Here is a 25,920-nt window from a genome sequence, read left to right on the forward strand (position 1 = left end):
TCTTATACACGCAGCGTCCTCGATTATACCATGATTCTCAATGTTTTTAGGGCTCATAAACACAGAAAATACAATGCATTAGCACTTTAAACTTTAGAACTTTAAACACTAAAATTTCATGCAACAAAAAAACCTCCCTGGATATTTCTATCCAAGAAGGTTTTGAAAATTTATTTTAGTATAACTTAGCACCAGCTGGGATGTGGTTGTCAATCATGAGAAGGTGAAGTTCCTCATCCTCGCTGTCCTTAAGGTTGTTAACAGCTGAAAGAAGCATACCGCATGATTTGATACCCATCATTGGTCTTGGTGGAAGGTTTGTAATAGCTACAAGTGTCTTTCCAACAAGCTCCTCTGGCTCATAGAATGCATGAATTCCTGAAAGGATTGTACGGTCTGTACCTGTACCATCATCAAGTGTGAACTGAAGAAGCTTCTTTGACTTAGGTACTGCCTGGCAAGCCTTTACCTTTACAGCTCTGAAATCACTCTTTGAGAATGTGTCAAAATCAACCTGCTCCTCAAAAAGTGGCTCGATCTTAACATTAGAGAAATCGATGCTAGAATTTGGAGCAAAGAATCCATTATCAGCACCTGCTGCCTGTGGCTTTGCAGGGTTAAGTGACTTCATTGTTGGGAATAATAATACGTCACGGATTGCAGCGCTATCTGTAAGAAGCATGCAAAGTCTGTCGAGACCGTATCCAATACCGCCTGTAGGTGGCATACCAATTTCAAGTGCGTTGAGGAAGTCCTCATCTGTGTGCTCAGCTTCATCATCACCAGCTTCTGCATTTGCATCCTGAGCTGCGAAACGCTCACGCTGATCGATTGGATCGTTAAGCTCTGAGTATGCGTTACACATCTCCCATCCGTTGATGAAGAGCTCGAAACGCTCAACCTTTGTAGGGTCAGATGGCTTCTTCTTTGTAAGTGGAGAAATCTCGATTGGGTGATCCATAATAAATGTAGGCTGGATAAGATTCTCCTCGCAGAACTCCTCGAAGAAGAGGTTAAGGATATCGCCCTTCTTGTGACGGTCCTCAAACTCGATGCCCTTCTCACGAGCAAGTGCCTTTGCAGCCTCATCGTCTGCAACTGTATCAAAATCGATGCCTGCGTACTTCTTAACAGCATCTGTCATTGTAAGTCTTTCGAATGGCTTGCCAAGGTCGATTTCTACTCCGTTGTAAGAAATCTTTGTAGAACCAACAACCTTTTCAGCAAGATATCTGAACATGCTCTCGGTGAGCTCCATCATACCTTCATAATCTGTGTATGCCTGGTAAAGCTCCATAAGAGTGAACTCTGGGTTGTGACGAGCATCAACACCCTCGTTTCTAAATACACGACCAATCTCGAATACACGCTCAAGACCACCAACGATAAGTCTCTTAAGGTAAAGCTCAAGAGAGATACGAAGCTTACGCTCCTCGCCAAGTGCATTGTAGTGTGTGAAGAATGGACGAGCTGCTGCACCACCTGCGTTTTCAACAAGCATAGGTGTCTCAACTTCCATGAAATCACGATTTGCAAGGAAGTTACGGATTTCACGCATCATAAGTGAACGCTTAATAAATACATCCTTTGAATCCTTGTTCATGATAAGGTCAACATAACGCTGACGGTAACGTGTGTCTGTATCTGTAAGACCGTGGAACTTCTCTGGAAGAATCTGGAGTGACTTTGAAAGAAGTGTCATCTCCTCAGCATGGATAGAAATCTCACCTGTCTTTGTTCTGAATGCATATCCCTTTACGCCATAGATATCACCGATATCTGACTTCTTGAAATCTGCATATGAATCTTCGCCGATTGCATCACGAGCAACATAAACCTGAATGCTGTTCTGTAAGTCCTGGATATTGCAGAAGCTTGCCTTACCCATAACACGCTTGAACATCATACGACCTGCAATGCTAACGTGGATTGGATCTGCATCCATGATTGCACGGCGCTCGTTGTAATCATCATTAATGGCCTGCTTTGCAGCCTCCTCATCCATTCCATCTGTGTTAACAGCTGGACGACCTGCTAAAAGCTTTGCCTCATGCTCCTCGTAAAGAGCGCGAACTTCATCGCTGTGATGAGTCTGATCGAATTTTGTGATCTGGAATGGATCCTTGCCAGCTTCCTGAAGTGCAGAAAGCTTTTCACGGCGAACCTGAAGTAACTGATTAATATCCTGCTCTGCCATAATTTCTCCTTATCTATTTAAAAACATTTTAATTATTGTCAAACTACTTGATTATAGTCTAGTTTCCTCAATTGTGTCAAGGAACTATACTATCTGCTGGAGCCATACATCGCTCTTTACCATGAAATATCCCATGATGTTTTTGATGATTTCTGTTCCCTGAACAAAGAAGTACACCGAAACGATTCCAAGGCCAGTAAAATGAGCCAATACAAATGCAAGCGGAGCCATAACAACCCATGTAAATACTGAGTCGAAAAGGAAAGTTACAAGTGTCTTGCCGCCTGAACGAAGTGTAAAGTACGAGCAGTGGCTAAATGAACAGAATGGCATCCATAGAGCAGCTACAGCAATGAATTTTGTAGCAAGTGCTCTGATTTCTGGTGTGACATTGTAAATGTGAGGGAACAATCCTCCAAATGCAAACATGATAACCGCCATGATTGTACAGCAGAATACGCTGAAGGCAATCATCTTATTATCTGCATCCTTTGCTTCCTCAAGCTCTCCTGCTCCAAGGTACTGTCCAACAATAATACTGATACATGCGCCAAGCTGGATAAATACAATATTGAAAAGGTTTCCTACTGTATTTGAAATGCTGAGTGCTGTAAGTACGTTCATTCCACGGATTGAGTAACTCTGTGTTACAGCGCTAACGCCCGCTGCCCAAAGTACTTCGTTGAGCATAAGTGGCGCACCTTTGATGAGAATCTGATTAAAAATCTTTCTTGGGATTCCAAAACCAAGATAAGCTCCTGCAAGATATTTGTTTTTGTCTGCGTGAGTGTGAGCCCAAATAATAACGATGGCTGCTTCGATATATCTTGCGATAACAGTTGCAATAGCAGCACCCTCAACTCCAAGCTGTGGGAATGGTCCAAATCCGAAAATCAAGCAGTAGTCCAAAATAGCGTTTGTAGCAACTGCCACCATACCTGCTACCATAGGCACTACCGTCTGGCCTGTTTCTTTGATGTTTGTGGCGTATGCCTGGTTTACAGCAAATGGAATCAATCCAACTAAAATAATACTCAAGTATTTAAGTCCAAGTGAAAGTGCAAGCTCTGGAGATGCACCTTCGCTTTCTGTAAGGAAAAGGGAAATAAGCTGGCTTCCCCAAACCTTGAACATCAAAATACCTAGTATAGTTACAAGCAATGTGGTGTAGAGCTTGAATCGGAAGGTGTACATATGACCTTTGTGGTCGCCCTTACCAAAGTACTGAGCTCCGTAGATGCTTCCTGCGGAAGCTGCACCAAAAACTGCCAGTGAAAAAACAAAGTTTAGCTGATTGACTGTTGCGACAGCAGATATTGCTTCCTGTCCCAATTGTCCAACCATGATATTATCCAAGAAACTTACGAAGTTGGTAATTGCATTCTGGATAATCATAGGTGTTGCCAGGAAAATATATCGTCTGTAAAACGCCTTGTCACCGATGTATTTTTTCTTAAGTCTAGCTAGCATATTTTCCTCCTTTTATTGTGTGATTATTTATAGGTACAAAAAAAGCGGCCCTGAATAGGCCGCCTTAATGTGCGATATTACTTGTTCTTCTTTGCAGCAAGAATCTTGTACTGGAATTCTCCAGCTTCTGTCTCTACTGTAACTGTATCGCCCTTCTTGTGTCCAAGAATAGCCTTACCTACAGGAGACTCGTTAGAAATCTTGCCCTTAAGGCTGTTTGCCTCTGTAGAACCTACGATTTTGTACTCAACTTCCTCGTCGAACTCTACATCAAGAAGTGTAACGGTCCATCCAATGTTAATGTTCTTTGTATCGTGTTCTTCTGTAACGACCTCAGCGTTTTTAAGAATCTTTTCGATTTCTTCGATACGAGCTTCGATATCTCTCTGCTCATCCTTAGCTGCATCGTATTCTGCGTTCTCTGAAAGGTCACCCTGCTCACGAGCTTCCTTAATCTTCTGTGATACTTCTTTACGTTTATTGACCTTGAGATCCTCAAGTTCATCCTCTAATATTCTAAGTCCTTCAGCAGTAAGTAAATTCTTCTTTGCTTCCATATTATTTCCTCCAGGGTCTATAATTTTCAAAAGAGCCTTGCTAAGCAAGACCCTACTAACTTCAATAACTTAGTGAATTATAAGCCACCCACATATTGATGTCAAGAATTCCAAATTAATTCATAAATTATTTAAAATTTGCCAAAAAGTTGTGGAAAAGAGCTTCTAATTCTTCGTATGATTCTACATCGTTTATCATGCCTCTAAGCTTGCTTGCCCCCTTGTATCCAGCGGTGTACCAAGCTGCGTGCTTTCGCATTTCTCTGATTCCAAGGTAGTCTCCCTTGAACTCAATTTGAAGTCTGGCATGACGAAGCATGGTTTCAATCATCTCCTCGATAGGTGGTTTGCCAATCAGCTCTCCTGTTTCGAAGTAATGGAGAATCTGATGGAATATCCAAGGATTGCCCTGTGCTCCACGACCAATCATAAAGCCATCACAGTTTGTCTGCTCCTTCATGGCGATTACATCCTTTGCATCAAGAATATCGCCATTGCCAATTACAGGAATTGATACTGCATTTTTAACGTCAGCAATAATACTCCAATCCGCTTTTCCAGAATAGTATTGCTCACGAGTACGTCCGTGGACTGCAACTGCAGCTGCACCAGATTCCTGTGCGATGTGAGCCATCTCTACAGCGTTAATATGTTCATCGTCAAATCCCTTACGAATCTTAACAGTAACAGGCTTGTCGATTGCCTTTACCATCTTTTCGATGATTTCGCCCGCCAGTTTAGGATTCTTCATGAGGGCAGAACCGTCGCCGTTATTAACTACCTTTGGCACCGGGCATCCCATATTGATATCAAGGATATCGAAATTACGATGCTCGATTTTGGCCGCCATAGCTGCCATGATTTCTGGGTCTGATCCAAAAAGCTGAAGGCTAACAGGACGCTCTCTTTCATCTACAGTAAGAAGGCTTTCTGTATTTTTATTGTTGTAATAGATGCCCTTGGCGCTGACCATTTCCATGCAACAAAGCGCAGCTCCCTGCTCTTTGCATAACAGACGAAATGGCAGGTCTGTTACGCCTGCCATTGGTGCCAAAATTAAATTATTGTCTAGTGTTACATTTCCAATTTTTAATTTATTAATCATTATCTCTTTTGCTTGTTATAAATAAACTTCATTCCATAGAGTGTAAGATTTGGATTGTAGATGTCGATGCACTTTGTTTCGCTTGCAATAAGATTTCCAAGTCCACCTGTTGCTACAACCTTGACGTTATCATAGCCACTCTCTTCTATCATGTGTTTTACGATGTATTCTGTCTGACCAATCTGACCATATACAAGACCCGCCTGCATAGATGAGATTGTTTCCTTTGCGAGGATTTTTTCAGGCTTCTTGATTTCGATTTCAGGAAGCTTTGCCGCATCCTCCCAAAGAGCCTTTGCGCTGATGCGGATACCAGGTGCAGTTACACCTGAAACGAATGCTCCATTTCCATCCACCAAATCGTATGTGGTAGCTGTGCCGTAATCAATTACAAGAACTGGTCCACCGTAGAGCTCGTAAGCACCTGCTGCATCAACAATTCTGTCTGCACCAATCTGCTTTGGATTCTCTGTAGCAATGCGTATGCCTGTCTTGATACCAGCCTCTACAATGATAGGCTGAATATCAAAATACTTGATGATTGCACTTGTAAGAGAGTGCATTACATTTGGAACTACAGATGCGATGATAACATCGTTTACCTTGGATGCGTCCAAATCGTTTGAACGAAGAATATCCTTGATTACGATACCAAATTCATCTGATGTTCTGTTTATCTTTGTAGTGATACGGAAGTTGCCAAGAAGATTGTCTCCATCAAAAACTCCCATAGTGATATTTGTATTTCCAACGTCGATTGTAAGTAACATTACATGCCCTCCCCAAGGAAAACTACTTTATAGTATGTCTCAAGTGCCTCGAATAACTCTGTGCGTTCTCTCTGCATTCTTTTTACTTCAAGTGCAGAACCAATCTCGTCATAGAGTAAATCATCCTCGTTGTGATCTACGTCGATTCTGAGACTGCCATCCTCTTCGTAGATGAACTGGATTGTTCCACTAACCTCTTCAGTGTACATTACGCACAAGATTTTTAATTCATCCTTAATCATTGGAGGGAGTCCCTCGAAGTCCGGATTCAAATAAAATTTTTTAGTGTAGCAGCTAGCGCCGCATAATACTACTTCTTCTTCCATATCAAATGTATCCATAGATTCCTCTAACAGAAACCTCTCCTGTACTAATTATTTGTTGCTGACCGTCCACTTCAACAATGAGCTGACCTCGGTCATCGATCCCTCTAGCAATCGCTTCGTAGGAATTCTCCTGAGCCTCTATTCTAACACGTTCATTCAGATTAGCAAGATATCTTTCATATTCTTCCTTTAGGCCGGACATATCCTGGGTCTTAATAAAGATGTTGTAATACTTCTGAAAGCTCTCCCAGATTGCTTTTGTAATCTCTGAACGGTGGCCTTTTTCCCCGGATTGCTTCTGCAACTCAATATCTACTGATGTAGCCTTGAATGCAATCTCCTCTGGGAACTGAGTGTTGTGAACGTTGACACCAATTCCTACAACTACATACCAGACTTTATTGTCCTTCATTTCCATTTCGGTGAGGATACCGCAGATTTTCTTGCCACCAAGAACAATATCGTTTGGCCATTTTATTTTACCCTCTAGGCCATATAGGTTTGATAACGCATCCCTAACTGCCATTGCCGCAACTACAGTGATTGTTGGAATAGCTTCTAATGAGATGTCATCTGGTCTAAGCAAAAGCGAAGTGGATACTGAATCCTTTGTAGGTGATTCCCACTTTCTTCCGATGCGGCCCTTTCCTGCAGTTTGTGTGCCTGCTGAAATAACTAGTCCCTGTGCCTCATTATCATGAGCACGTTCTTTAATTCTGTCGTTTGTTGAATCTACTGATTCGTAATATTCGTATCGTATTTCCTCTAACATGAACCTAATGTTGCATACATAATAGCCTTGATGGAATGCATGCGATTTTCTGCCTCATCAAATACTATTGAATGCTCGCCTTCAAAAATTTCGTCTGTAACTTCCATACAGTCTATTCCAAATTTGTCATGAATCTGCTTGCCGATTGTGGTATTCAAATCGTGGAAAGCAGGAAGGCAATGCATGAATTTTGCATCGGCCTTTGCATAAGAAAATGCCTTTGCATTTACCTGATATGGGCTAAGGTCCTTAATACGCTCTGCCCAAACCTCATCAGGCTCGCCCATTGATACCCACACATCTGTGTAGATAACATCAGCATCCTTGCAGCCCTCTGCTACATCCTCTGTAAGTGTGATTGTAGCTCCTGTCTGGCTTGCAATGTCCTGGCACTGCTTTACAAGTGACTCCTCTGGAAAATATTTTTTGTTTGTGCAAGCCACAAAATCCATACCAAGCTTTGCACAAGTAACCATAAGGGAATTACCCATATTATAACGGGCATCGCCCATATATACAAACTTTATTCCCTCAAGTTTGCCAAAATGTTCCTTTATTGTCATCATATCTGCAATCATCTGTGTAGGATGTGATTCATTTGTAAGACCATTCCATACTGGTACGCCTGCATATTTTGCAAGGTCCTCTACGATAGTCTGCTCAAATCCACGGTACTCGATTCCATCATACATGCGACCAAGTACGCGTGCTGTATCGGCAATAGATTCCTTTTTGCCAATCTGAGAGCCTGATGGATCCAGGTAAGTTACATTAGCCCCCATATCGTAGGCTGCAACTTCAAATGAACATCTGGTACGTGTTGATGTCTTCTCAAAAATCAAAGCAATATTCTTTCCTGCCATGTAATCCTTTTGAGACTTACCCTGCTTCTTTTCAGCCTTAAGCTGTATAGATAAATCAATAAGATAATTGATTTCCTCAGTAGTTAAGTCCAACATCTTTAAATAGTTCTTTCCTTTTAAGCTCATAACGTACCTCCTTAGCGATGTATATTTATGCATTTATTGTAATTAATTATGCATTATACAATAAAAGAGCTCTTGGGTAAAGCCCAAGAGCTCGATTTTTTGCATCATTATCAATATATTTAAAACTAGTAGAAAACGTGGTTACCAATGATAAGTCCATCTTTTGAACCTGCGCGTCTAAAGTGTGTTGCGCCACCTGTTGTATCAACACCTGCAAGGGCATCGTAAGCTGCCTGAATACAAGAAGCCTTTGGTCCCTTTGAGATAACTGATGACATACGTGAAGTTGCAAACTGTCCCTTTGCGAAAATAACTCCGCTGATTGTGTTTGCATAAGAACCACTGCGAACTCTGTTCATAACAACAGAACCAACTGCAACCTGGCCCTCGTAAATCTCGTTTCCTGCTTCAATCTGGATGATTGCTGCAAGAAGAGTAACATCGTCTGCAGAATCAATAATGCTTTGATTTGCTGCAGCGGCAGCAGCTGCTGCCTCCTTTGCCTGACGTGCTGCTTCTTCTGCTGCAGCCTTAGCCTCTGCCTCTTCTTCAAGAGTGATAGCTTCGCCAGTAACCATGTCCACCTGGACATACTCTGCCTTAACATATCCTGATACGCCTGCTGATGTAACTGCTACCCAGCCATCAACTACCTCTGCATCAGAATTAACTGTAAGCTTTGTTCCCTTAGAAACAACCTTGAGGATGCTAGAATCCTCTGAAGCTTCGCTACGAATGCGAAGTCCTGCTACATCTGTTGTAGCGTATGTATCACATACATCCATTGCAAGCTCGTAAGCTTCGATGCCTGTCACACAGAAATCTGCTGATACAAATCCGTGTGCATTACCTGACTCGATTTCGTACCATCCGTCAAAAACATCTACGAGTGTAGCAACATCGCCAGAACGAAGCTTTCCAATAACTTCTGCATCTGAGCTGGCTTCTGAACGAATAGAAAGATAATCGTCAACCTGTGCCATAACCTTGTCTGCCCACTCATCGTATTCATTTTCTAAATCAGGTTCAACCTGATCTGTTGTAGACGCAACCACTGTAACATCCGCTGATGCATAAACCAGACTTGAATCTCCTGCTGTGAGCTCCATTGATGATACTGCTGAGAATACACCTGCTGTGCTAGCTGGCTGAACTTCTACAGCTGTAGTAGAAACCTCTTCCTCAGGTGCGCCTGTGTATGCGCCTGTAAATAAGAGCATCAATGCTACTGCAAGAGCTCCTGACTGCATAGTACGTTTATTGATATACTTTCTATTTTTATCGTACGCTGCAGCAAGATAATTGCTAAATTTAACCATAAGCCTCCGTTGTTTTTTACAAAAAAATTCTATTTATTACAACTTTGTTACGAAGGCTAATATAACATTCTTACATTTTTTTGTCAAATTACGGCATCAATACAGTCCCAAAGCTCTTGATATTTGATTGGTTTTTGGATGCAATACTTCGCTCCCATAAGCTTATATTTAAGCAAATCTGTCTTTTGTCTGCCTGAGCAAACTATGATTTTGGCGTGCTCATCAAGCTGAAGGAGTTTATCAATCAGCCAATCTCCGCCGATTCCGCCCTTCATCATGATATCTGTAATCACAACATCAGGATGAAATACTTCATACATAGTGTACGCGTCATAACAATCTTTAGCTTCGATTATTTCTGCATCATCTGAAAGGATTCTTTCCAAAGTGCGTCTTGCAAAAAGCTCGTCATCAACAATTAGTACTTTCATACGCCATTCCCCTTTTTCATAATAGTTATTCTCCATAACTAATTCTACCATGTATTTTCGCAGGATTGTACTATTATTTGACTTTTAATTCACGATTGTTATCATGTAAATGTTCAAATAAAAATACTTTATATTTATATAAGAGGTTCTATATGAAAAAGATAGTAATGACAGGCGGAGGCACCGCTGGTCATGTCACACCAAACCTTGCTTTGGCTCCTCTTCTCAAGGAGCAGGGCTATGAAATCTACTACATCGGTTCATACACTGGAATCGAAAAGAAATTGGTAGAAAATGCTGGTATCACTTACTATGGTATTTCATCTGGTAAGCTTCGCAGATATCACGACTGGAAGAACTTCACTGATCCTTTCAGAGTAATCAAAGGCTTTTCCGAGGCAAATCAATTGCTCAAGCACATTCAGCCAGATGTTGTGTTCTCAAAAGGTGGATTTGTTTCTGTACCAGTTGTTATGGCGGCTGCTCGTCAGCATGTTCCTTCTATTATTCATGAGTCTGATATGACTCCAGGACTTGCCAACAAGCTTGCTATTCCATTTGCTACAAAAGTGTGCTGCAACTTTCCTGAAACACTTCAGTATCTTCCAGAAGGCAAAGCAGTTCACACTGGCTCGCCTATTCGCCGAGAGCTTTTCACAGGCTCAAAGGAAAAGGGCCTTGAGTTCACAGGATTTACTGCCGACAAGCCAGTTATCTTAATTATGGGTGGAAGCATCGGTTCCCGTTTTATAAACAATGCTGTTTGGGAATCACTTGATACTTTACTTTCTGATTTTCAGATTGTTCATTTGGTTGGTAAGGGAAATATCAACAAGGATTTGGAAGGCAAGGCAGGCTATCAACAATATGAGTTTGTCAGTGAACAATTAAACGATGTGTTCGCTATGACAGATTTGATGATAAGCCGTGCAGGTGCAAACTCAATTTGCGAGATTCTTGCTTTAAAGATTCCAAACATCCTTATTCCACTTTCAGCTGCTGCCAGTCGTGGAGACCAGATTCTTAACGCAGAAAGCTACAAGAAACAGGGATTTTCAACAGTTCTTCAGGAGGAGGAACTAACATCAGAGATTCTTATTAATGCTGTAAAGGATGTTTATGATAGAAGAGATTCTATAAAAGAAACCATGGCATCAAGCCATTTGCTGGATGCTAATAGCACTATTTTAAAGCTTATAACAGATATAAATAAGTAAAAAGAAAGGAGCCGGTACATTAAGTACCTGCTCCTATTTTTATCTTAGTACAATGATGAAGCGATTGCAGCTCCGAAAACAGCAATCAAAATGATGTAAAGTACTAACACGATAGCTACCCAGATAAGTGCAGCCCTAGCCCAGTTCTTCTTAGATGGCTTTGTGTTGTTGCTGAATGACCAAACAAACATCAAAACGATGTTTACGATTGGAATACAGCAAAGAAGTGTTGTAAGCATCCACTCACCTACACCAACTGTCTCATCAACTACAGGCTGCTGGTATACAGGCTGCTGATTAACTGGCTGACCTGTCATTGGGTCAAAATTCACATTGTTGTCCATATCTCTTCTCTCCTTTTTGTTATGAAATTAACATACCAGTAAATTATAAATTTCTTAACTTTCAGAGTCAAGAGATTAGTTAAATCTTTTTAAAATAATTTTTTTCACTATTATTTTATAATGAAAGCTTCTTTACAACCTCTGCAGTCTCTTCTTCAGTAAATGACTGATGGCTCCAACCGCAAATTGTTTTATCAGGATCATCCTCATATCTTGGGATGATGTGGATGTGTAAATGATGTACTGTCTGGCCTGCTGCCTCACCATTGTTTTGTACGATATTTACGCCAGCGCAGCCAAGTTCTGCCTTCATTTTATTTGCTACTTTTTTAGCAAGTGGTAATGCCTTTTCAAGCACATCATCATCTGCCTCAAGAAGGTTTGCAAAGTGATTCTTTGGAAGGATAAGTGCATGTCCTTTTGTAGCAGGATCTGCATCCAAAATTACCTTAAAATCATTATCCTCAAAAATAGAATTTGTTGGAATATCTCCATTTGCCAACTTACAGAAAATACAATTGTTGTCCTTCATTACATTATCCTCCTAGCTAAAATTGAATATTTCATCAAGCATGCGAAGGGTTCTGAAATTACCCTTTGCTGTCATATCCCCTACTGAAAATGCACGCTGGAATGTTTCACGGCCTGCTACGATATTGTCCATGATTGAGCCGGAAAGCTTCATGTAAACATCGATATTGTCCTCTTTGCCGTAGTGACATTCAAGCTGCTCACCCATTACATTCATAAATAATGGCTGACTCTTCCCCTCGACCATAAATAGATATTTTGCGTAGAATTCAGGATTACCTCTAAAGTGAACCTTGAAATCATTTATGTATTCATTAGTGCTGTCTTCCTGCTTCTGCCCCATCATATCTCTGAACATGCTTGTAAGATCGGCGATGTCTGCCTTCTGTGTCTGAACATATTCATCGTCAGATACAAACTTTGAAAGCTGCTCTGATTCCTGTGGAGAAAGCTCAAGCTGCGCTGTTCTAAGAATGCTTCGTGTGACAGCCTGATTGCTGGTTGGCAATCCCTTTGTATGCTGTGAAATTGTGCGGTAAAGTGTCTCTACTTTCTTTTCGATGATGTGTGCATATTCCGCATTTTCTCTGAATTCTTTAAGATCCTCTACGTATCCGCAGAAGCCAGAACATGGCAACCCACCAAGAATCTCCCACGCATTTTCAAGGGTAACCATAGCCTCGCGCTCGCCATATGTTGTAGACATTACAACTGGCTGCATATATGTGGTCGCAAGGGCTGATTTATCAGCATACAGCCAACATGCGTCCAAAAACTGGTTCATATAGCCACCAATTCCAAGCCATTCCACTGTGGTTGCAAGAATGATTCCATCTGCATCCTTAAGTGTCTGTGGAAGCATAGAGATTGCATTCTTTTGTTCGTAAATATTGTAAAGGCGAACCTCAACCTGTAGCTCGGTTAAAACCTGCTCCATTTTGTTAATTACATATAAAGTTGGGTCCTCCAAAAGGCCTCTTCCGCCGTAATAGATATTAACTTTCATACATCATTCCTCATTGATATCATCCTGTTTTAAAGTATAATTTTTTTCGAACTCAAAATCAACGTGTGGCCCCTTTATTAATGTAGGAATTCCGTAGGTAAAGAATGTAATGATTATGCCTGAAGTAAGTCCTCCCAGGTGACCTACATTATCTGTTCCAGCGTAGGCAAACCCGAAATAGAGGGTAAGTCCTGCCATAATCAGCATTCTCTTGGTGCTTATTCCTTTATATTTCCCTTTGTGTACAAGAATAACGATAAGCATTCCACCAATTATTCCAAATATTCCACCAGATGCTCCCGCCACAATATCATTTTTTCCCATCAAACACATAAAAAAGAATGACAAAAAAGAGCCAGTAAGTCCTGACCCTAAATAAATTCCTAAATAACGCACTGGCCCTACTGCTCGCTCAAAAATCTGACCAAGCAAGAATAAAAGCAGCATGTTATTCATCAAATGTTCAATTCCAAAATGCATGAATGTAGCTGTAAGAAGACGATACCACTCCCCCTCCGCAAGTACTTTGTTTGGGTTCATGGCACCATTTAACAGCATGAATAAACCATCCGTAGTGTCCCCCATGATTTCCAACACTACGAATGTAATGATATTTATAGCTACCAATATATATGTTATTGGTGTTTCCTTTGGATTAAAATACTCGTCCCTCAAAACTATGCTAGCATTTCCTGTGGCATTCTGTGCAAGAGCTTACTCATAGCCACTTTGTGCTCTTCCTCCATCTCCGTAAGTGGAAGTCTAAGGCTTCCTACATTAAATCCTAACATATTCATTGTGGATTTAACAGGGATTGGATTTACTTCACAGAACAATGCATCCACTAGCTCGAGGTAATCAAGCTGTAATCTTCTGGCCTTTTCTTCGTTGCCATTGAGGTATTCCATAACCATGTCATGTGTACCCTGTGGTGCAACATTTGAAAGTACGGAAATTACTCCGATTCCACCAAGTGAAAGAATTGGAATAACCTGGTCATCATTTCCTGAATAGATATCAAGGCATCCTCTGCAGAGGCTGGCAAGCTTTGTAATCTGAGAAATATCTCCACTTGCTTCCTTGATTCCTACGATATTTGAATTCTCAAGGCCAAGACGCATAGCTGTTTCTGGCTGGATGTTGCATCCTGTACGGCTAGGTACGTTGTACATGATGATTGGAAGTTTTACCTCATGAGCGATTGCTGTGTAGTGCTCGTACAAGCCCTGCTGTGTAGCCTTGTTGTAGAAAGGTGTAACAATAAGAAGACCATCTACACCAAGCTTTTCAAGCTTCTTTGAAAAATCGATAACAAGCTTTGTAGAATTGGCTCCTGCGCCTGCAATAACAGGAATTCTATGATTAACACGTTTTACTGTAAAATCTATAACTGAAAGCTTTTCTTCCTCAGTCATTGTGGCTGGCTCGCCTGTTGTACCGCACACAACGATTGCATCTGTATGGCCTTCAATCTGTCTATCAATTAAAGTTCCGAGCATGTCATAATTTACGGTATCATCTTCGTTAAATGGAGTGATTAGTGCTACTCCAGCTCCCTTAAATAATGTCATGTCCATCCTCCTTAATAATCTCTGCGATAAGCTCGCGCTCATCCATGTGGTGCTTAACACCCTTAATTTCCTGATAATCCTCGTGGCCCTTACCTGCAAGTACCACAATATCCCCTTCTTTTGCGTTTACAAGGCAATAGCGGATTGCTTCCTTGCGGTCAGGGATTGTTACGTATTCTCCATCAGCCTTTTTAACGCCGATTAAGATGTCGTTGATAATGTCCATTGGCTCCTCGTTACGAGGGTTGTCTGATGTGACAACTGTAAGATCAGCAAGCTTTGAGCTTACCTCTCCCATTTCATAACGACGGCTCTTTGCACGGTTTCCACCACAGCCAAAGAGGCATACCAATCTGCCTGGCTCATAAGCCTTTAAAGTTGTGAGAAGGCTGTCCAAGGCCATTGCATTATGTGCATAGTCAATCATGACTGTAAATTTCTTTGAAACTGGAACAAGCTCGATACGTCCCTTTACATGAACATCCTTGAGAGCTGCCTTGATTTTATCCTCTGCAACATCAAACTGCTTGCAGATTGCAACTGCTGTAAGTGAGTTGTAAACAGAGAATGTTCCTGGCACATTTACCTCAACATCCATGTTTTCCTTGCCTGCGATGTGGTACTTAACTCCAAGAGCGCCGTGCTCCTTGAGAAGCTCAACATTTTCTGCTATAAGGTCGTTGTCCTTGCCGTAGCCATATTTAACAACATCGCAAGTGTGGCCCTTAAGGATACCATCGATGTGCTCGCTATCTCCGTTGAAGATACCAACCTTACACTGCTGGAAAAGAAGGCTCTTGCAGTGCATATAGTCCTCAAAATCCTTGTGCTCATTCTCACCAATGTGATCTGGCTCAAGGTTTGTAAATACACCAATATCAAAAGTGAAACCTGAAACTCTGTGAAGCATTAGCGCCTGTGAGCTTACTTCCATAACAACAGCATCAAGACCAGCATCTACCATCTGTCTGAAAAGCTCCTGAACTCTGTAAGACTCTGGTGTTGTGTTTACAGCTGGGATACGCTCCTCACCAACAATAGACTCAATTGTGCCAATAAGGCCTGTCTTGATACCAGCCTTTTCAAGGATTGACTTTACCATGTATGTGGTAGTTGTCTTGCCCTTTGTTCCGGTGATACCGATAGTCTTAAGCTCCTTTGCCGGATGACCGAAATATGCAGCTGAAAGGATTGCAAGGGCCTGACGGCTGTTCTTTACTTTGATGTAAGTAACACCTGGAACTGTTTCAACATCTTTTTCGATAATGATTGTGCCTGCTCCCTTTTCGATTACATCAGGGATGAAATCGTGGGCATCTCTAACTGTACCTGAGATGCAGACAAACACTGAATCCTTTTCTACTTTTCTTGAGTCGTATGTAAGTGTAGATATTTCGCGGTCTAATTCTCCTGCGAATAACTCATAGTCTAATTCTTCTAAAAGAGTTGTTAATTTCATTTTTATACCTCTATTTCTCCTGAAAATACCTCGGTTGCTGGACCTGTCATGAATACGTGATTGCTTGCGCGGTCGTATTCTATAGTAAGGTCGCCACCTCTCAGGTGAACTAATACTTTGTCTTCTGTCTTTCCGTTAAGGATGCACGCCATAACAGTGGCGCATGTTCCTGTGCCGCATGCCCATGTCTCTGCGCTGCCTCGCTCCCAAACTCGCATATTAGCTTCTGTGCGACTAATAACTTGAACAAACTCTGTGTTGGTGCGCTTCGGAAATCTTTCATGATTTTCAAAAAGTGGACCGTATGTCTCAAGTGGGAAGCTTGCCGTGTCATCTACGAAAACAACTGCATGTGGGTTTCCCATAGAAACGCATGTCATGTTCCAGGTCTTGCCGCCAACTTCGATTGGTTCATCGATGACCTTGTCATTCTGAGAAACCACTGGGATGTCTGCAGATGTAAGAATTGGCTCACCCATATCTACACGAACCTGCTGAACCTTGCCATTCTCTGGATAAAGGATAAGAGTAAGAACTCCGGCTCCTGTCTCCACTGTGATTTCTGTTTTGTCTGTAAGCTTGTGGTCGTAGACATATTTAGCAACGCAACGAATTCCGTTGCCACACATCTCTGCCTCTGAACCATCAGCGTTATATATGTGCATTCTGAAATCTGCCTTGTCAGATGGACCAATTGTGATGAGACCGTCTGAACCGATTCCGAAATGTCTGTCGCTAACTTTAATAGAAACTTCTGCTGGGTTATCAAGCTGCTCCTCAAAAAGGTTTACATAAACGTAGTCGTTACCGCAGCCATGCATTTTTGTAAATTTCATAGGTTGTCCTTTCGAAACTAGTTAACTGTACTGTTTCTATCATACCACAAGTATACTCCGCACTTTTTAATATTATAATGCTGCTTTGTGCTTAAATTATTGCAAATAGTGCTGATGGTTATATAATATATTTAAGATTTCAAAGGAGGTTACCCATGGATAGATACTCAAAGAAGGGTTATTTATACGATAATTTCAAGATTTTTCATCTTGTAGATTCCAATTTGGGCGAGATAGATTTTCACTATCACGATTTCCATAAAGTGCTCATTCATTTATCTGGGAATACTTCATATTCTATCGAGGGCCAGACTTTTGATCTGCAGGCTGATGATATTGTGTTTGTCAGTGCAGGCGAGGTTCATCGCCCTATTTTTCACGATGATTCTCCTTATGAAAGAATCATCATTTATATTTCGAAGGAGTTTTTGGCAGAATACAGCCGTGAGGGAAATGATTTGTCTTATTGCTTTAGAAATGCAATGGAAAAAGGCTCTCATGTATTGAGACTTCACTCTTTTAAGAATTCAAAGGTTGCCGCTGCTGTTGGAAAGCTTACTGCAAATCTTGGTAATGATGATTATGCCAACGAGCTTTTTATGCAGGTGCTATTTTTGGAATTCATGATTGAGCTTAACAGAGCAGCAATCGGCGATGAGGTGGAATATATTTCTACTAATTATGCTGGGTCAAAAATCGGAGAGATTATCCATTATATTAACGAACACCTGGCTGAGGATTTGTCTGTGGATGCAATCGCGGGGCAATTTTACCTTTCACGATATTATTTGATGCACACGTTCAAGGATGAAACTGGATACACCATAGGAAACTATATTTCAATTAAGCGACTGTCATTAGCTCAATCGCTGATTAATTCTGGTGTTGCTATCGTGGAAGCTGCCGAGCAGGCCGGTTTTGGTACCTACTCCACATTCCTTAGGGCATACAAAAAGACCTATGGCACTAGCCCTAAGAAAAAGGCTATGTCACAGGCCTCGCTGTCATTTTAATCTATTAGAATAAGTAGCTTGCAATATATTCTGTTTTTTCTGGGATAGCAATTCCTGGATCTACAAGCTTAAATGTAAGCTGCTTTCCTTCTTCGCGACACTGGTTTTCAAAATGATACATGGCAATGCCTAAATCTACTTTCTGCAAATCATATGTGCCATTGTCGTAGCCGCGGTCCTTCTTTTCGTAGAAGTGTGCACCCTTTTCAGTTACTACCACTCTCCAAGGCTGCTTGTTTACTGCCGATGGTGCAAGGCGAACTGCCTCAAGTGCCAAAAAGATTCCACATTCCTTTGCCTCTTCCTGTGTTAGTGGAGTGTTGAAATCACCTTTGAAGAATAGGTCCGAGAAGTCAAATCTTGTGTCAGCTTTCACACCTTTTCTCATAAGCACTTCCTTAACACCCATTTTATCAGCCTGGTATCCAATAGGACTCATGCATGGCATAATTTCATCTGCCTGAAGATTTGAAGCAGCTTCAAATTTATCTCTTGGCATTGTTCCACCAATCCAAACTGAACCTATTCCTTTACTTTCCGCATACATTAATAATTCTTCAAAACTATAGCCATAGGCAACATCTGCATTTTCGCCTTTTTTGACCTTTGCTGAAATATAATGCTTTTCACCAGACAGAACTGAGCTCGATAAATCATGATCTTCCTTATTCAAAAATACAAATTCAATTGGGATATTGTATGGATTTACAATACTTGTAGAGTAAGCCTGTAAATCCTTTAATTCTTCTTGAGTTAATCCCTCTCCATCAAAAGTTCTAACACTTCTTCTATTCTTTACATCATCAAAAAACATATACCGTACCTCCAATTAATTTACATTATACTATTTAATTGTGCTAAATCAATCAGAACTGTTATAGATTTATGTTATAGCGGGTTGTGTGCGCAATTTTTGTGCATTATATACATTTTGCGATTGTGAGAATTGTATAATTTGTATAACTTCTCAATGGAAGTTTTCAGAAATCATGGTATTCTATAGATGTTGATTGATAAAAATGTTTATAGGAGGTTTTGACATGAACATTTTCAGAGAGTTATTTGACAGCGAAAACGGCAAGGTTATGACATTTATAGATTATTTAAAAAGCAGCTACATCGACTAAGTCGATTAGCTGCTTTTGTTTTATATTTTCATTGTCTTTTTTCTTAAGAATAATTCCATTGCCATTGTGACAACTTGATTTAATGTACATCCATTTTCTGCTGCATACACTGAAGCCTTTTCATGAATCTCTGGTGATGTTCTTACATTGAATGTTCCTGAAAACTCTTTTTCTGGAACCTTTCCATATTTTTCACATATTTCCAAATAATTATCAATAGAATCATGAAAAGAATTCTCTAATTCTTCAATTGAGCTTCCATGAAAATTCAATGAATCTTTTATCCCAAAGACCTTTCCAATAAATATATTGTCGCGGCTATCATAGCCTACTGTTGCTCGATATCCTTTATATTTCATCATATCTGATTTCATAAGCTACTACTCCTTTTCTCCAATATCATTTATATATTTTTTAATCATATCAATCTGATATTTATATAATTCTTTACCTGGATGCGGCCCATCAAATTGAACTATTCTACCTGTTTTAATATGAATATATCCTATACTTGAACCTCTACCTCCCTGAAATTTATCGCAATTGCATTTACTCATAAGAGCATCTAAATCTCTAACTGTGAAGTTTTTAGGATATGGTTTTCTAAATAATTTTTCTAATAACTCTTTCTTTTTTGGCATTTGAATCATGCAACTAAATTCTAGTTACATTTTATCATCCTTTCTTTATTTTTCAAATACCCAATTACATAATATATAATTTTTACTTTTTTAATATGTCTACAGTGTGGGCGCTGGCGCCGAGCAAGTCGGCGCGCTCGCAGACGGCCATTTGATACTCTATAAATGCTGCAAACTGCTCCTCTGTAAGTGCATTTACCTCGCGACGCATATGATTAGCTGGGCCGTCTGGCGATATGATTTGTACGCGGGCAAGTCCAGCATCTGCATTCAAGCTTTCAATGTCCTCGGTCCTCATGAACGCGTACAAATCATCAGCGCCCGGCCGTACGTGGAAGGCTTCATCCAACTTGCCCTCAGCAATATTCTCTAAGACGTGTCCCTCTTTGATTCCATAGGTCAGGAAGGCGTATTCATTCATTACATACGCAACAAGAATATATCCACCAGTCTTTGTAACACGCTTTGCTTCTTTCAAAGCCTGAAGCTGTTCTTCTCTGGTTTTTAGGTGATACATCGGTCCAAATAAAAGTGTCAAATCGAAAGACTCATCCTCAAATCTCTTGAGCTTAAGTGCATTTCCCTGGAAAGCCTTTACACCTGTGCCCTTGGCTTTAAGCATACCAAGGTTGTGCTTTACCAATTCCACCGCAGTGACATCGTATCCCTCTTCCCAAAGAGGGATACTGTAGCCGCCTGTGGCGGCTCCAATATCCAGAATCTGGATATTGGATTTGTCCTTTCCAGTCTCTGCTGCAACCATATCTAAATATTTATGGACATACTTCATAGTAACAGTAAACTCCATAATTCCATGGCGGCTTCGCAGGCGTTTGTCCTCATTGAATTTGTTATAGTATTCTTCTAAATCTGTCATACTCAATCCTTTTAAAAGGGCCTCATACTTCGTATGAGGCCCCTAATCTTTATATTATTTTGCTCTACCACAACACTGCTTATACTTTAATCCCGAACCACATGGACATGGATCGTTAGGGAAGATTTTCTTTTCCTTACGAACCTTTGGTCCTGAAGATGCTATGTCGTCTTTGTTTGTACCAGTAACCTTAGCTACTTCCTCACGCTCAACCTTCTTTTCAATGCGGATTCTGTAAAGCATTGTAAGTGTATCATTGATGATTGCAGCGTTCATTGCATCAAGCATATCGTAGCTGGCTGCCTTGTATTCATCAACTGGATTACGGTTACCATAAGCCTGAAGACGGATACCCTGACGAAGCTGTTCCATATCATCAAGCTCTTCCATCCACTTGCGGTCGATAACTCTAAGAAGGATAACTCGCTCAACCTCACGGAACTGCTCTGGCTGCTCGAATTCCTTTTCCTTTTTATCGTACATATCAAGTGCGATTTCTGTAAGCTTTTCTTTGAGCTGCTTTTTCTCTTTGATGTTACCAAGAGAAAGCTTTGTCATTACAGGAACTGGAATGACTGGGCAAAGGAGGTGGTTAAGCTCCTGAAGCTCCCAAAGGTCTGTCTCAACATCATCTGGAATAGTCTTTTCGATACATTCGTCAACCTTGTCCTTAATCATGCCGATGATCTGCTCATGCATATCCTCGCCCATAAGTACACGACGACGCTGCTTATAAATAAGCTCTCTCTGCTCATTCATTACCTGATCATAATCAAGCAAGTTCTTACGAGCTGAGAAGTTGTTTTCCTCAATCTTCTTCTGAGCCTTTTCGATTGCATCAGAAAGCATCTTGTGCTTAATCTGCTCACCCTCTGGAACACCAAGAGAGTTGAACATTGTGATGAGACGATCCGAACCGAAGAGTCTCATAAGGTCATCCTCAAGTGAGATGAAGAACTGTGATTCACCAACATCTCCCTGACGACCTGAACGTCCACGGAGCTGGTTATCAATACGACGAGATTCATGACGCTCAGTACCGATGATCTTAAGACCGCCTGCTGCACGTGCTTCCTCATCAAGCTTAATATCTGTACCACGACCAGCCATGTTTGTAGCGATTGTAACTGCGCCATGCTTACCAGCCTCTGCTACGATTTCAGCTTCCTTCTCATGATACTTTGCATTTAATACGTTATGCTCGATTCCTTCGCGACGAAGCATCTTTGAAACAAGCTCTGAAATATCAATATCGATAGTACCAACAAGTACTGGCTGTCCCTTTTCGTGAGCCTTTTTAACTTCCTCAACAACTGCCTTGTACTTTTCAGCCTTTGTCTTGTAAACAGCATCATCATGATCGATACGCTGTACTGGACGGTTTGTAGGAACCTCTACAACGTCCATTCCGTAGATATCACGGAACTCCTGCTCCTCTGTAAGAGCAGTACCTGTCATACCTGCCTTTTTATCGTATTTATTGAAGAAGCTCTGGAATGTGATGCTTGCAAGAGTCATAGACTCGCGCTTAACCTCTACACGCTCCTTTGCTTCGATAGCCTGATGTAAACCATCTGAATAACGACGACCTGGCATGATACGACCTGTGAATGAATCAACGATCATTACCTGACCATCTGAAACAACGTAATCCTGATCCTTAAACATAAGGTTGTGAGCACGAAGTGCAAGGATGATGTTGTGCTGGATTTCAAGGTTCTCTGGGTCTGCAAGGTTCTCAATGTGGAAGAACTGCTCAACCTTTGCAACACCCTGTGCTGTAAGGTTAACTACCTTGTCCTTTTCATCTACGATGAAGTCACCAGTTTCGTTACGCTCAACGCCCATGATGGCATCCATCTTTGAGAACTCAGGAAGATCCTCGCCTCGCTGAAGCTGGCGAGCAAGAACATCGCAAAGCTCATAAAGCTTTGTAGACTTTCCTGACTGACCGGAAATGATAAGTGGTGTACGTGCCTCATCAATAAGAACTGAGTCAACCTCATCGATGATACAGTAGTGAAGACCACGCTGAACCAAATCCTTTTCATATACACACATATTGTCACGAAGATAATCGAAACCGAGCTCGTTGTTTGTGATATAAGTGATATCACAATTGTAAGCTGCCTGACGCTCTTCCTTTGACATGTCGTTTAATACAACACCAACTGTAAGGCCGAGGAAACGATGAACCTCACCCATCCACTCAGCATCACGCTTTGCAAGGTAATCGTTTACAGTAACGATGTGAACGCCCTTGCCCTCAAGTGCATTAAGGTATGCTGGAAGTGTTGAAACAAGAGTCTTACCTTCACCAGTACGCATCTCTGAGATACGACCCTGATGCAAAATAACACCACCGATGAGCTGCACTCTAAAGTGCTCCATGCCAAGGGCACGCTTACCAGCTTCACGAACTGTAGCGTATGCCTCTGGAAGAAGGTCATCAAGTGTCTCTCCGTTAGCAAGTCTCTCCTTGTATTCTATTGTCTTATGGCGAAGCTCTTCATCAGTAAGAGCCCCCATAGCTTCTCTATATGATTCAATTTTATCTACGATTGGATTGATGCGCCTTAACTCGCGCTGTGAGTGTGTTCCAAACACCTTGTCGATAATACTCATTTTCGTTAACTCTCCTAACTAGGGAAAATCCCACAAACTTTTATTATTTTACCAAAAATAAAGGGAGTTAACAACAAAAGTTGGCACTTTACACCAATTACATAAACACATAGGATTCTGATGCAAATTGAATTATATCCATAGGTTTTAATTTGTAGGGAATACGGTAAGACAATATATTTCCGTTTAACAACGTTCCATTTAAACTGTTGTTGTCTACAAGGAAGAAATCGTCCCCTTCCTTAGTAATTTTCCCATGGTTTCCACTGACTGTACGAGCCTTTAAAATGGCATCATTATTCTTTGATGAACCAATCCTGAAAATATCTTTGTTTATGATGAAGTCATCCTCGTTATTATTGCCATCGTATACAAGCTTTCCTACAGCCTTTGCGTCAGTTAATAGAACTGTCTTTTCTTCAATCTCATAATCTGGCTCAACAAGGAAATCCTCTGTATATATCTCCTCTTCATCTTTTACAGGTTTTCTCTTTGAAATAATACCTTTTGTGGCTGACAAAAGCTTCTCGACAAAGGATTTTTTTGGCTCATCTTCCTCATAGTAATTTGTCAGGTAATCCATATCAGGGTCCTCCTCCAATGTGACCTTTTCTACATAAATCTCTGGTCTTTCCGTTTCAGGTTCCTGCACATATTCATCGTTATCCTGATAAGATTCTTTGTATTCTCTATCTTGAAGACAATCAATTATTTCCTCAAGCGTGTAATCATCTTTCAAGCATAAATCATATGCCATATATAATAGCTTTGCTGATTCCCTATCAGCCTGAGATGCCTTTGAAAGAAAGTATTCCATCAGTTGTCTAAACTGTTCCTGAACTGATCCAAACTCTCCTGGATAATAGCAAAGACTAAGCTTATAATTCTCATTTGATTTTTCCAAAAACACTGATTCTTTGCTAATCCAAATATGCTGTTCATCAATAAGATACTTTCCTACTTCATCAAGGGCTAACTGCAAATTGATAATGATTCGCTCCAACATTTCTATAGTTAAATCATGGGCATCGATAAAGTCTTCCAGATTTTCTTTTCTACTAATCGTATAACTACGCTTTTCTTTTCCATCCAATGCAAAGCTGCTCATGGTTAACAATGAAGATATATGGTTGGCGTTAATCATTTTGTTTTCATAATCAATGCTTTTCCCATTACCATCTATCACCATGAAGCTATCATTGTGCTTTCGTTCATAACTTATTTCCATATACTCTACTCCTTTATAGCATGATATATTCCAACAATCCCTTCCTTTAATCTAAATAGATTTACCGCATCAAAGTTTCCTTCTTTGTATTTCACATATTCTAAAGTGATTTGAAATAATTCGTAGGCAACGCCAATAGCCATGCCAAATAATATAAAACAAAAACTGATTATGAATGCAGCCTCCACAGTGTAGCTTCCCTTCAGCTTCATAAAACAATTCCTCCTAAAATATGGATTAAATACATGATTATATAGGCTATTAAAAGGAATGGCACAAATGGTATTTCCATTTTAGGATTATCGTATTTACGTATTAAAACCAATCCTGTAACTGCTGCTAATAGCGAACTGAGCCATAGCAATACTGCGGTATCTATAAATCCTAAATACAAGCCTGTCACCGTAATAATATATGCATCTCCCATTCCGATTTTTTCTTTTGAAATGTAACTAAACAGAATTGTCAAAAGACCTATTCCAACTCCACCTAACACGCTAAGTAACGAATGAGGTTTGTAAATTATATTTATCACTATTCCTAGTATTCCAAATATAATGATTTCTATTACTCGTACCTGCTTCGTTTTCAAATCATCCATTGCTGTCAATCCGTATAGACAAGCCAAACCAATTGTTTCCATCTCTCTTACTCCTCATCATGAGCCTCTCCTGCAGAACATTTGCTGCAAGGTGCCATTGTATCCTTCACTTCCTCATAAAGCACTTTCTTTATGTTGTGTTTAATCTCCGTGCAATTTACATCGTTATGATATGATGTTCCATAATCAGTAATATACAAAAACCCGTTTGGATCTTTGTTTTTACAGCGATGACATTCATAATAAATTGCACCACTTTTATTTCTCTTATCTTTAACCTCTCCTTTGGGCACTCTGTGTACTGAAGGGTTAAGATATGTGCAGAAATAATTCACATGATAAACTGACCCATGTTCTGTTATATACACATAACGACCATCGGACTCGTATTCTGCCTTGTCATACCCCACCCATTTTCTGGTTCTGGCGCGCTGATTTACATCGAATGATAAATTGCCTAGCAAGCCAACAGGAAATGTCATGGTGTAGCTAACCTTTAAATCTATGTAGTTGCCTTCCGCTTCGCTTTCCAGAAAGTTTAGGCCTATTGCACCACCATCTATGAACTCTAGTGGTACTTTATTTTTTGCAACTTCTATACCTGCAAGTGTTATGGTTCCTGCTAAAAGTCCAGCTTCAGACAATTCTCCATGTACAGATGGATCCTGTTCATTAGGATTTACATCCTCATTGGACTCTCCTGTATTAGCTACATTTCCAAGAGTCACCGCCATAGTTCTGCTGGCAAAATCTATGGACTGTTGAATGCCAGACTGTACCTGCAACACCCTAAAAATAAACATTCCAAACACCATCAAAGATATGAAAAGTGGCATTATTATGGCCGCTTCAATGGTGTAACTAGCTTTCTTAAAGGAGGCATAAAAAGGTATCTCCATATCTTCTCT

28 protein-coding genes are annotated in these 25,920 nt (G+C 40.6%); 2 read left to right on the plus strand and 26 right to left on the minus strand.

Features of this window, described 5'->3' with window-relative positions:
* Nucleotides 1-175: 175 nt before the first annotated feature.
* The 10 genes from lysS to CRN97_RS04470 all read right to left on the minus strand — a co-directional run bounded on the left by lysS (nt 176) and on the right by CRN97_RS04470 (nt 9,936).
* Nucleotides 176-2,197, minus strand: a complete 2,022-nt coding sequence (gene lysS, locus CRN97_RS04425) for a lysine--tRNA ligase (protein ID WP_097076012.1) — start codon at nt 2,195-2,197, stop codon at nt 176-178.
* Between the two features lie 84 nt (nt 2,198-2,281).
* A complete protein-coding gene (locus tag CRN97_RS04430) occupies nt 2,282-3,667 on the minus strand; it encodes an MATE family efflux transporter (protein WP_097076013.1) in 1,386 nt (461 codons plus the stop codon).
* Between the two features lie 77 nt (nt 3,668-3,744).
* On the minus strand, nt 3,745-4,224 hold the full coding sequence (gene greA / locus CRN97_RS04435) for a transcription elongation factor GreA (RefSeq protein ID WP_044936502.1): 480 nt from the start codon (nt 4,222-4,224) through the stop codon (nt 3,745-3,747).
* 127 nt (nt 4,225-4,351) lie between these two features.
* Nucleotides 4,352-5,329, minus strand: a complete 978-nt coding sequence (gene dusB / locus CRN97_RS04440; protein ID WP_179670676.1) for a tRNA dihydrouridine synthase DusB — start codon at nt 5,327-5,329, stop codon at nt 4,352-4,354.
* Nucleotides 5,329-6,099, minus strand: a complete 771-nt coding sequence (locus CRN97_RS04445) for a type III pantothenate kinase (protein ID WP_074791469.1) — start codon at nt 6,097-6,099, stop codon at nt 5,329-5,331. The genes dusB and CRN97_RS04445 overlap by 1 nt, the downstream gene beginning before the upstream one ends.
* Nucleotides 6,099-6,440 carry a DUF6145 family protein gene (locus tag CRN97_RS04450; RefSeq protein WP_330388444.1) on the minus strand — a complete coding sequence of 114 codons (342 nt, stop codon included), beginning with the start codon at nt 6,438-6,440 and terminating at the stop codon, nt 6,099-6,101. Before CRN97_RS04450 ends, CRN97_RS04445 begins: the two co-directional genes overlap by 1 nt.
* Nucleotides 6,427-7,197: a biotin--[acetyl-CoA-carboxylase] ligase gene (locus CRN97_RS04455; RefSeq protein WP_097076014.1), complete on the minus strand. Its 771-nt coding sequence runs from the start codon at nt 7,195-7,197 to the stop codon at nt 6,427-6,429. The genes CRN97_RS04450 and CRN97_RS04455 overlap by 14 nt, the downstream gene beginning before the upstream one ends.
* Complete coding sequence (gene argF, locus CRN97_RS04460) at nt 7,191-8,186, minus strand: ornithine carbamoyltransferase (RefSeq protein WP_097076015.1); 996 nt, start codon at nt 8,184-8,186, stop codon at nt 7,191-7,193. Before argF ends, CRN97_RS04455 begins: the two co-directional genes overlap by 7 nt.
* A 125-nt stretch (nt 8,187-8,311) precedes the next feature.
* On the minus strand, nt 8,312-9,505 hold the full coding sequence (locus CRN97_RS04465; RefSeq protein ID WP_097076016.1) for a cell wall hydrolase: 1,194 nt from the start codon (nt 9,503-9,505) through the stop codon (nt 8,312-8,314).
* Between the two features lie 83 nt (nt 9,506-9,588).
* Nucleotides 9,589-9,936: a response regulator gene (locus CRN97_RS04470; RefSeq protein WP_074791475.1), complete on the minus strand. Its 348-nt coding sequence runs from the start codon at nt 9,934-9,936 to the stop codon at nt 9,589-9,591.
* Between the two features lie 152 nt (nt 9,937-10,088).
* Here CRN97_RS04470 and CRN97_RS04475 point away from each other — a divergent pair, with 152 nt between their 5' ends.
* Nucleotides 10,089-11,153: an undecaprenyldiphospho-muramoylpentapeptide beta-N-acetylglucosaminyltransferase gene (locus tag CRN97_RS04475; RefSeq protein ID WP_097076018.1), complete on the plus strand. Its 1,065-nt coding sequence runs from the start codon at nt 10,089-10,091 to the stop codon at nt 11,151-11,153.
* A gap of 44 nt (nt 11,154-11,197) precedes the next feature.
* On the opposite strand, the gene CRN97_RS04480 is transcribed toward CRN97_RS04475, so the two are convergent.
* The 7 genes from CRN97_RS04480 to dapF form a co-directional block, all read right to left on the minus strand.
* Nucleotides 11,198-11,497, minus strand: coding sequence for a hypothetical protein (locus CRN97_RS04480; protein WP_207653198.1), 300 nt, complete (start codon nt 11,495-11,497; stop codon nt 11,198-11,200).
* A 115-nt stretch (nt 11,498-11,612) separates the two neighbouring features.
* On the minus strand, nt 11,613-12,029 hold the full coding sequence (locus CRN97_RS04485) for an HIT family protein (protein WP_033152705.1): 417 nt from the start codon (nt 12,027-12,029) through the stop codon (nt 11,613-11,615).
* Between the two features lie 12 nt (nt 12,030-12,041).
* Complete coding sequence (locus tag CRN97_RS04490) at nt 12,042-13,034, minus strand: SCP-2 sterol transfer family protein (RefSeq protein ID WP_097076019.1); 993 nt, start codon at nt 13,032-13,034, stop codon at nt 12,042-12,044.
* 3 nt (nt 13,035-13,037) lie between these two features.
* Nucleotides 13,038-13,709 (minus strand): rhomboid family intramembrane serine protease, encoded by a 672-nt coding sequence (locus CRN97_RS04495; protein WP_242961999.1) that lies wholly within the window; start codon nt 13,707-13,709, stop codon nt 13,038-13,040.
* Between the two features lie 2 nt (nt 13,710-13,711).
* Entirely contained in the window at nt 13,712-14,605 is an 894-nt protein-coding gene (dapA, locus tag CRN97_RS04500) for a 4-hydroxy-tetrahydrodipicolinate synthase (RefSeq protein WP_074791481.1), read from the minus strand.
* Nucleotides 14,592-16,064: a UDP-N-acetylmuramoyl-L-alanyl-D-glutamate--2,6-diaminopimelate ligase gene (locus tag CRN97_RS04505; RefSeq protein ID WP_074791483.1), complete on the minus strand. Its 1,473-nt coding sequence runs from the start codon at nt 16,062-16,064 to the stop codon at nt 14,592-14,594. Before CRN97_RS04505 ends, dapA begins: the two co-directional genes overlap by 14 nt.
* A gap of 2 nt (nt 16,065-16,066) precedes the next feature.
* Entirely contained in the window at nt 16,067-16,900 is an 834-nt protein-coding gene (dapF, locus tag CRN97_RS04510) for a diaminopimelate epimerase (RefSeq protein WP_097076020.1), read from the minus strand.
* Nucleotides 16,901-17,055: 155 nt separating this feature from the next.
* Between dapF and CRN97_RS04515 the strand changes: the two genes are divergently transcribed.
* Nucleotides 17,056-17,913, plus strand: coding sequence for an AraC family transcriptional regulator (locus CRN97_RS04515; protein ID WP_097076021.1), 858 nt, complete (start codon nt 17,056-17,058; stop codon nt 17,911-17,913).
* Between the two features lie 4 nt (nt 17,914-17,917).
* Here the strand turns inward: CRN97_RS04515 and CRN97_RS04520 are convergent, their stop codons facing one another.
* The 9 genes from CRN97_RS04520 to CRN97_RS04560 all read right to left on the minus strand — a co-directional run bounded on the left by CRN97_RS04520 (nt 17,918) and on the right by CRN97_RS04560 (nt 25,911).
* Nucleotides 17,918-18,727, minus strand: a complete 810-nt coding sequence (locus tag CRN97_RS04520) for a nitroreductase family protein (protein ID WP_097076022.1) — start codon at nt 18,725-18,727, stop codon at nt 17,918-17,920.
* 333 nt (nt 18,728-19,060) lie between these two features.
* A complete protein-coding gene (locus CRN97_RS04525) occupies nt 19,061-19,414 on the minus strand; it encodes a type II toxin-antitoxin system HicB family antitoxin (RefSeq protein WP_090481101.1) in 354 nt (117 codons plus the stop codon).
* 6 nt (nt 19,415-19,420) lie between these two features.
* Nucleotides 19,421-19,681: a type II toxin-antitoxin system HicA family toxin gene (locus CRN97_RS04530; protein ID WP_033154679.1), complete on the minus strand. Its 261-nt coding sequence runs from the start codon at nt 19,679-19,681 to the stop codon at nt 19,421-19,423.
* Nucleotides 19,682-19,763: 82 nt separating this feature from the next.
* Nucleotides 19,764-20,558 carry a class I SAM-dependent methyltransferase gene (locus tag CRN97_RS04535; RefSeq protein ID WP_097076023.1) on the minus strand — a complete coding sequence of 265 codons (795 nt, stop codon included), beginning with the start codon at nt 20,556-20,558 and terminating at the stop codon, nt 19,764-19,766.
* 54 nt (nt 20,559-20,612) lie between these two features.
* The gene (secA, locus tag CRN97_RS04540; RefSeq protein ID WP_097076024.1) at nt 20,613-23,183 is read right to left on the minus strand and encodes a preprotein translocase subunit SecA; all 2,571 of its coding nucleotides are present in this window, start codon (nt 23,181-23,183) and stop codon (nt 20,613-20,615) included.
* Nucleotides 23,184-23,280: 97 nt separating this feature from the next.
* Nucleotides 23,281-24,411 carry a DUF6382 domain-containing protein gene (locus CRN97_RS04545; RefSeq protein ID WP_097076025.1) on the minus strand — a complete coding sequence of 377 codons (1,131 nt, stop codon included), beginning with the start codon at nt 24,409-24,411 and terminating at the stop codon, nt 23,281-23,283.
* 5 nt (nt 24,412-24,416) lie between these two features.
* The gene (locus CRN97_RS04550) at nt 24,417-24,623 is read right to left on the minus strand and encodes a hypothetical protein (protein WP_097076026.1); all 207 of its coding nucleotides are present in this window, start codon (nt 24,621-24,623) and stop codon (nt 24,417-24,419) included.
* A complete protein-coding gene (locus CRN97_RS04555) occupies nt 24,620-25,054 on the minus strand; it encodes a prepilin peptidase (protein WP_097076027.1) in 435 nt (144 codons plus the stop codon). The genes CRN97_RS04550 and CRN97_RS04555 overlap by 4 nt, the downstream gene beginning before the upstream one ends.
* Nucleotides 25,055-25,059: 5 nt before the next feature.
* Nucleotides 25,060-25,911 (minus strand): TadE/TadG family type IV pilus assembly protein, encoded by an 852-nt coding sequence (locus CRN97_RS04560; protein WP_143483239.1) that lies wholly within the window; start codon nt 25,909-25,911, stop codon nt 25,060-25,062.
* Nucleotides 25,912-25,920: the final 9 nt, after the last annotated feature.

The organism is Pseudobutyrivibrio ruminis DSM 9787 (assembly GCF_900218035.1).
Classification (GTDB): domain Bacteria; phylum Bacillota; class Clostridia; order Lachnospirales; family Lachnospiraceae; genus Pseudobutyrivibrio; species Pseudobutyrivibrio ruminis.